Annotated in this window: 4 protein-coding genes; 3 read left to right on the top strand and 1 reads right to left on the bottom strand. The window is 45.3% G+C overall.

Annotated elements, in window-relative coordinates; genetic code table 11:
• The 3 genes from A3757_RS09585 to greA form a co-directional block, all read left to right on the top strand.
• Positions 1-733: carbamoyl phosphate synthase small subunit (locus tag A3757_RS09585; RefSeq protein ID WP_082872089.1), on the top strand; the 733-nt coding region annotated here is incomplete at its 5' end.
• Between the two features lie 110 nt (positions 734-843).
• The gene (gene carB / locus A3757_RS09580; protein WP_068508947.1) at positions 844-4050 is read left to right on the top strand and encodes a carbamoyl-phosphate synthase large subunit; all 3207 of its coding nucleotides are present in this window, start codon (positions 844-846) and stop codon (positions 4048-4050) included.
• 171 nt (positions 4051-4221) lie between these two features.
• Positions 4222-4698: a transcription elongation factor GreA gene (gene greA, locus A3757_RS09575; protein WP_068508948.1), complete on the top strand. Its 477-nt coding sequence runs from the start codon at positions 4222-4224 to the stop codon at positions 4696-4698.
• A gap of 66 nt (positions 4699-4764) precedes the next feature.
• Here greA and A3757_RS09570 read toward each other — a convergent pair whose 3' ends face one another.
• A complete protein-coding gene (locus A3757_RS09570; RefSeq protein WP_068508950.1) occupies positions 4765-5994 on the bottom strand; it encodes a hypothetical protein in 1230 nt (409 codons plus the stop codon).
• Between the last annotated feature and the right edge of the window lie 25 nt (positions 5995-6019).

The raw sequence follows: 6019 nt of genomic DNA, 5'->3' as shown, positions 1-6019 counted from the left end.
CGCTGGTGATGACATTAGTGAAGAAAAGGCGCTAGCCGCTGCGAAGTCGTTCCCTGGTCTAAAAGGTATGGACTTGGCGAAAGAGGTGACACGCACTGAACAGGCCTCTTGGACAGAAGCTGAGTGGTCACTAACTGACGGGTATGGCGAGCAAAGCGAAACAGAATTCCATGTTGTGGCTTATGACTTTGGTGTTAAGAATAACATTCTAAGAATGCTCGCGGAGCGTGGTTGTAAACTAACAGTTGTTCCAGCGAAAACGCCTGCTGCGGATGTACTGGCTATGTCACCTGACGGAGTGTTTCTATCTAACGGCCCGGGCGATCCAGAGCCATGTGATTATGCGATTGCAGCAATCAAAGACATACTGGAAACCAAGGTTCCGGTATTCGGCATTTGCTTAGGTCACCAGCTACTTGCGCTAGCGAGTGGCGCGAAGACTGAAAAGATGAAGTTTGGTCACCACGGTGCGAACCATCCGGTACAGAATCTAGAAGACAAAACTGTGATGATTACCAGTCAGAACCACGGTTTTGCAGTGGACGAGAGTTCACTACCAGATTGTCTAAAAGCAACACATAAGTCTCTATTTGATGGTTCCTTACAAGGTATTGAACGCACGGATACTCCAGCGTTTAGTTTCCAGGGCCATCCCGAAGCGAGCCCGGGCCCGCATGATGTCGCGCCTTTGTTTGACCGCTTCATCGATACGATGAGAGCTCGTGCTAAGTAATTAGTACTGTTGTTTAGTCAGCAAAATACTTGCTGAAAGTGAACCTATTTTGTTGTGAGTGAGCACCTTAGCTATTTACAACCTAACTCTTAGAGAACGGAAAGAATTAAATGCCAAAGCGTACCGACATAAAGAGTATTCTAATACTAGGCGCCGGCCCTATCGTCATCGGGCAGGCCTGTGAGTTTGACTATTCAGGTGCTCAAGCGTGTAAAGCGCTTCGCGAAGAGGGTTATCGAGTTATCTTGGTTAACTCTAACCCGGCAACCATTATGACTGATCCTGCAATGGCCGATGCGACTTATATCGAGCCGATTACCTGGCAGACAGTTGAAAAGATTATCGAGAAAGAGCGCCCTGACGTGTTGTTGCCAACAATGGGTGGTCAGACTGCATTGAACTGTGCATTGGACCTAGAGCGCGAAGGTGTGCTTGATAAGTACAACGTTGAAATGGTTGGAGCGAATGCTGATACCATCGACAAAGCGGAAGATCGTGAGCGCTTTGATAAAGCAATGAAGGCAATCGGCCTTGAAACACCGCGTTCTGCGATTGCTCATAGCATGGAAGAAGCGCTTCAGGTGCAAGACTCTTTAGGCTTCCCTTGTATTATTCGACCTTCTTTCACCATGGGTGGAAGTGGTGGCGGTATCGCTTATAACAAAGAAGAGTTCGTAGAGATTTGTGAGCGTGGTTTGGACCTGTCACCCACGAACGAGCTTTTGATTGATGAGTCCCTGATTGGTTGGAAAGAATATGAAATGGAAGTTGTTCGTGACAAGAACGACAACTGTATCATTATCTGTTCTATCGAAAACTTTGACGCGATGGGTGTTCACACCGGTGACTCGATTACCGTTGCACCGGCACAAACGCTGACCGATAAAGAATATCAAATAATGCGTAATGCCTCTTTGGCAGTACTGCGTGAGATTGGTGTTGAAACTGGTGGCTCAAACGTCCAGTTTGGTATGAACCCGAAAGATGGCCGTATGGTGGTTATCGAGATGAACCCGCGTGTATCGCGTTCATCTGCTTTGGCGTCTAAAGCAACCGGTTTCCCGATTGCCAAAGTTGCCGCTAAATTGGCGATTGGTTATACCCTGGATGAGTTGCAGAATGATATTACAGGTGGCGTAACGCCGGCTTCATTCGAGCCATCAATCGATTATGTTGTCACTAAGATTCCTCGTTTTACCTTCGAGAAGTTCCCTCAGGCAGATCCGATTCTAACGACACAGATGAAGTCGGTAGGTGAGGTTATGTCTATTGGCCGAACCTTCCAGGAATCGCTACAGAAAGCTTTACGTGGTTTGGAAGTCGGTTCTTACGGCTTCGAGCCGAAATTGGATCTGGCTTCTGAAGATGCTAAATCAGAGATGATTCGAGAGCTTCGTAACCCGAGTGCCGAGCGTATCTGGTATGTCGGTGATGCTTTCCGTTCTGGCATGTCGGTTGATGAAATTTACAAGCTAAGCGGCATCGACCCTTGGTTCCTGGTTCAGATTGAAGATTTGATTGAAGAAGAGTGTGTTGTATCGAATATGACACGCACAGACATGACTGCTGAAGCGATGCTTCGTCTTAAGCGTAAGGGTTTTGCTGATCACCGTTTGGCAGAGCTACTTGGTATTACCGAGAAAGAATTGCGTACGCTACGTCAGGGCTTCGATATTCGCCCTGTCTATAAGCGTGTTGATACCTGTGCTGCAGAATTCTCATCGAACACGGCTTACATGTACTCAACCTATGAAGAAGAGTGTGAGTCTCAGGTTACTGACAAAGAAAAGATCATTGTTATCGGTGGTGGCCCTAACCGTATTGGCCAGGGTATTGAGTTCGATTACTGCTGTGTTCATGCTGCCTTTGCCATGCGTGAAGACGGTTACGAGACCATCATGATCAACTGTAACCCAGAGACGGTTTCAACGGATTACGATACTTCAGACCGTTTGTACTTTGAGTCAATTACCCTGGAAGACGTATTAGAAATCGTTCAGCTAGAGAAGCCAAAGGGCGTGATTGTGCATTATGGCGGTCAGACGCCACTTAAGCTTGCGCGTGGTTTAGAAGAAGCTGGAGTGCCAATTATTGGTACTAGCCCAGATGCAATCGACCGTGCAGAAGATCGTGAGCGCTTCCAGCAAATGATTGAGCGCTTGGGCTTACGTCAGCCAGAAAATGCCACGGTTCGAAGCCATGAAGAAGCGATTACTAAAGCGACTGAAATCGGTTATCCGCTAGTTGTTCGTCCATCTTATGTATTGGGCGGGCGTGCAATGGAGATCGTCTATAACGAAGCTGAGCTAGTTAAGTACATGAAGGAGGCGGTTAGCGTATCTAACGACAGCCCTGTCTTGCTAGACCACTTCTTGAACGCGGCGATTGAGGTTGATATTGATGCCATTAGTGATGGTAAAGATGTCGTGATTGGTTCAATCATGCAGCATATCGAGCAGGCGGGTGTACACTCGGGTGACTCGGCTTGTTCATTGCCTCCATATACCTTGTCTCAAGAAGTTCAGGAAGAGATGAAGGAAGTCGTTAAAGCTATGGGTCTAGAACTTGGTGTTGTAGGTTTGATGAACGTCCAGTTGGCTTATCAGGATGGTTTGATTTACGTGATCGAGGTTAACCCTCGAGCATCACGTACAGTACCGTTTGTTTCTAAAGCTATTGGCACTTCATTGGCGAAGGTTGCTGCACGTTGTATGGCAGGTAAAACCCTGGCAGAGGCGGGCTTTACCGAGGAAGTGGTGCCTAAGCACTTCAGTGTCAAAGAGTCTGTTTTCCCGTTCAACAAGTTCCCATCTGTTGACCCGATCCTTGGCCCTGAAATGAAGTCAACGGGTGAAGTTATGGGTATCGGTGATACCTTCGATGAAGCCTTTGCTAAAGGAGTTATTGCTGCAGGTGGTGTATTGCCGAGCGGCGGTAAGGCGTTCTTGAGCGTGAGAGAAGTTGATAAGGAAGGCGTAATTGAAGTGGCACGCCTGCTTAACGAAATTGGTTTCGCTTTGGTCGCAACCTCCGGTACTGCGAAAGCGCTAGCAGAGGCAGGCTTGGAAGTTGAGTCTATTAATAAGGTTCAAGAAGGTCGTCCGCATGTTGTTGATGCCATTAAGAATGGCGATATTGACCTGATTGTTAATACTACTGAAGGTAGACGAGCCATCGCAGACTCTGCTCAAATCAGACAATCTGCTTTGCAGAAGAAGATTGCTTACAGTACGACTCTTGCTGGTGGTGATGCAACTGCACGAGCTATTCGTTTTGGTGCTGAGAAGCACGTACGTAGACTTCAAGACTTACACTAGAAAACTCGTTTATTTTATAACCCGGAGCTAATGCTTCGGGTTATTTTTTTCAGCTGTTTATACAGATGGCTCTTTTTTGATAACTCGAATTAATTGCTTGTTGATGATGAGTATAAGCGTGACTGAAAGAAGAGCTCTCACTAAATATGGTAAAAGAATAAAGGAAGGAAGATGAATCGAATTCCAATGACTGTTGAAGGCGAAAAAGCCCTTCAAGAAGAATTAGTAGAATTGAAAACTGTAAAGCGCCCACAGGTTATCGAAGCGATTGCCGATGCGCGTGAGCACGGTGATCTAAAAGAAAATGCTGAATATCATGCAGCGAGAGAGCAGCAAGGCTTTATAGAAGGTCGAATTCAGGAGCTGGAAGGTAAGCTTTCAAACTCCCAGATTATCGATGTTAAGTCTATCCCTCATACAGGAAAAGTTATTTTTGGTACCACGGTTTCATTGATCAATATCGATACGGATGAAGAAGTTCGTTATCACATTGTTGGTGATGATGAGGCTGATATCAAGGCAGGCAAAATCTCTATTTCTTCACCAATCGCTCGAGCGATTATTGGTAAAGAAGAAGGTGATACCGTAGGCGTTCAGGTGCCTAGCGGAATCGTTGAGTATGAAATTGATGAAGTGCTTCACGTTTAATCTTGATCATCTTTTAAAAAGGCTGAGGTTAGCATTGACTTCAGCCTTTGCCTTCCTGGTTAGTTACTAATCTATTAAGCCTAATTCAATAGCTAGCTTAATCATGGCTTTTAGGGCAGCCTCTTTCGGAAAGGGATGGTCTAGGTTTGGTGACCCAAATCTCATTAGTTTAGGGAATGCATCGTAGGACATATCCCAATGATGTGCGTTTAACATGGCTAGATCTGCTGACATGCCGGTCTTTATTTTTGCTTGAGCTTGGGTAAGCTGCATATCATTATGAGCGTCGTATTTGTTTAACTCCATTACGCCCTGCATTTGAAAATAAGGTACTTCCAGCGCTGTTGTCGAACCCGTGATGTTAAAAATAGGGATGTCTAAAGAATCAAATAATTCTCTATTCTGATCTAGGAAGGACATTCGCGCTTTAGTTGTCAGATCATATACCGCCTCTTTTACATTGTATTCATCCATACGTCTAAACGTGCCAGATTTGAGGTTTATTGCGGGTGAAATGAGCGATAAGAAGCTTGCTAATGCTTTTTCAACTTTAGGGATGTCTAGGTTCTTAATCGAGTTATATATGTCATCCGCTAAATAGGAGCCACCGATGGCTCCTCCCCAATTATAGATACAGCGAATTTTGTTTTTTAAATCGGGGCGCTGCGCGAGCAGTTCGTAGATATCGGGAGCACCTTTGCTGTAACCAATTAAAAATATATCTCCGGGTGTCTTTTGTTCGGACGGTGGGATTGTTGTTGTGTCAGCTGCTAATCCGGCACCGTGGTCAATCGCGGCGATCAAGTCATCAATATTAGAGCTGCAACCGCGCATAGGGTGATTGTCTGCTCGTATAATCCTTATACCGAGCTCGTCCTGGATTTTAGGGAAGGCGTTTTGAAAAGCCCTAACAGGCAACATGCCATTCAACAGACCGGGTGAGAATATTAGCGTAGTATTACGAACTCTATTTGTGCTCTTAAATTCGGGGATTTCCAGTTTCCATTCCCGTATTTCATCGCCCCTCAAAAACTGTTCTGCAAGTTTTTGTTTGTTTGGTCGCTTGTCTTTGCGGCCAAGTAGTTTGGTTTTATCTGCTTTTTTTAAAGCAATATTGTCTTGAAGTGCTTCGGTTAGAAATATATTTCTCCATCGAATGCCGCACCAGCGCTTAATATAAGGGTGCGCATAGTTTTTACGGTCGCTTTGTAGAATCAATCTAATATTCGTAATTAGTTGTTCGTAATCGCCTTTGTTCTCCAGTGTTTCGAGTAGATTCAGTTGTTCCTTATTCATTATAAGATCAATGTTCCTTTAATGT

The organism is Oleiphilus sp. HI0117 (genome assembly GCF_001635235.1).
Note: the sequence above shows the minus strand (reverse complement) of the source record. Positions and strands in the feature narration are given on the sequence as shown.